Raw genomic sequence first — 2,149 nt, 5'->3', positions numbered from 1 at the left:
CCCCGTCTTCTGTGGTCTTGATGCCTTTTGGGGTTGATGGTTCATGGTTGATGGTTTCTTTGACAATGATTCTGACAGTTTTTTGTCAGTGTCGTCTGTCAGGCATCTCTTTTTCTCATGCTGGCCTTTTGGGTTGGTGTGGGTGTTGTTTTCAACGGAGAGTTTGATCCTGGCTCAGGACGAACGCTGGCGGCGTGCTTAACACATGCAAGTCGAGCGGAAAGGCCTTTCGGGGTACTCGAGCGGCGAACGGGTGAGTAACACGTGAGTAATCTGCCCTTGGCTTTGGGATAACTACCGGAAACGGTGGCTAATACCGGATACGACAACCGTCTGCATGGGCTGGTTGTGGAAAGTTTTTTCGGCCAGGGATGTGCTCGCGGCCTATCAGCTTGTTGGTGGGGTAATGGCCTACCAAGGCTTCGACGGGTAGCCGGCCTGAGAGGGTGACCGGCCACACTGGGACTGAGACACGGCCCAGACTCCTACGGGAGGCAGCAGTGGGGAATATTGGACAATGGGCGGAAGCCTGATCCAGCAACGCCGCGTGAGGGATGACGGCCTTCGGGTTGTAAACCTCTTTCAGTACCGACGAAGCGCCGATGATGGTGGTGACGGTAGGTACAGAAGAAGCACCGGCCAACTACGTGCCAGCAGCCGCGGTAATACGTAGGGTGCGAGCGTTGTCCGGAATTATTGGGCGTAAAGGGCTCGTAGGCGGTTTGTCGCGTCGGGAGTGAAAACCCAGGGCTTAACTCTGGGCTTGCTTTCGATACGGGCAGACTAGAGGTATGCAGGGGAGAACGGAATTCCTGGTGTAGCGGTGAAATGCGCAGATATCAGGAGGAACACCGGTGGCGAAGGCGGTTCTCTGGGCATTACCTGACGCTGAGGAGCGAAAGTGTGGGGAGCGAACAGGATTAGATACCCTGGTAGTCCACACCGTAAACGTTGGGCGCTAGGTGTGGGGCCTATTCCATGGGTTCCGTGCCGCAGCTAACGCATTAAGCGCCCCGCCTGGGGAGTACGGCCGCAAGGCTAAAACTCAAAGGAATTGACGGGGGCCCGCACAAGCGGCGGAGCATGCGGATTAATTCGATGCAACGCGAAGAACCTTACCTGGGTTTGACATACGCCGGAAACACCTAGAGATAGGTGCCCTTTTTGTCGGTGTACAGGTGGTGCATGGCTGTCGTCAGCTCGTGTCGTGAGATGTTGGGTTAAGTCCCGCAACGAGCGCAACCCTCGTCCTATGTTGCCAGCACGTAATGGTGGGGACTCATAGGAGACTGCCGGGGTCAACTCGGAGGAAGGTGGGGATGACGTCAAGTCATCATGCCCCTTATGTCCAGGGCTTCACGCATGCTACAATGGCCGGTACAAAGGGCTGCGATACCGCAAGGTGGAGCGAATCCCAAAAAGCCGGTCTCAGTTCGGATTGGGGTCTGCAACTCGACCCCATGAAGTCGGAGTCGCTAGTAATCGCAGATCAGCAACGCTGCGGTGAATACGTTCCCGGGCCTTGTACACACCGCCCGTCACGTCACGAAAGTCGGCAACACCCGAAGCCGGTGGCCTAACCCCTTGTGGGATGGAGCCGTCGAAGGTGGGGCTGGCGATTGGGACGAAGTCGTAACAAGGTAGCCGTACCGGAAGGTGCGGCTGGATCACCTCCTTTCTAAGGAGCACACGCCCCGCGCAGTCACCGTCCGTGTGACTGGCATTGGTGGTGTTCACTAGTGGAATCGTCGATGATGCTTCGGCCTGTGGGGCTGTCTCTTCTCAGTACTACTCATGCTTGGTCTGTCTGCAGCTTGCTGTGGGTGGGTGGGTGTGGGTGTGGAACGTGGGGGGATGGGTCTGGGGGTCGGGGTTGGCACACTGTTGAGTCCTGAGGCATCAGCCGTCAGGCGGGTTTCTCTGTGCTGGTCTTGCTCTCGGTGAGGGTGGGATCGGTGGGTCTCCTTGGTGGGTCTGCTCCGGTGGGGTGGGTCTGGCTTGGTGGGCTGGTTTCTTGTGAACTGGATAGTGGACGCGAGCATCTTCGCGGCAACATGTAGGCATCCTGAGTGCTTGCCCTGTGATGGGGTGGGTGGTGGGGGTGGTCGTTGTCGCGATGTTTTGACGATGATCCTCGTGGTGGTGCTGG

The 2,149-nt window shown here is 57.6% G+C and carries 1 rRNA gene; it reads left to right on the top strand.

From position 1 onward, the window contains the following. Positions 1 to 151 precede the first annotated feature (151 nt). Positions 152 to 1,678, top strand: a 16S ribosomal RNA gene (locus ABEA33_RS27295). The last annotated feature ends 471 nt before the right edge of the window (positions 1,679 to 2,149 follow it).

This window comes from Nocardioides endophyticus, from assembly GCF_039543845.1.
In the GTDB taxonomy this organism is placed as follows: Bacteria; Actinomycetota; Actinomycetes; order Propionibacteriales; family Nocardioidaceae; genus Nocardioides; species Nocardioides endophyticus.
Note: the sequence above shows the minus strand (reverse complement) of the source record. Positions and strands in the feature narration are given on the sequence as shown.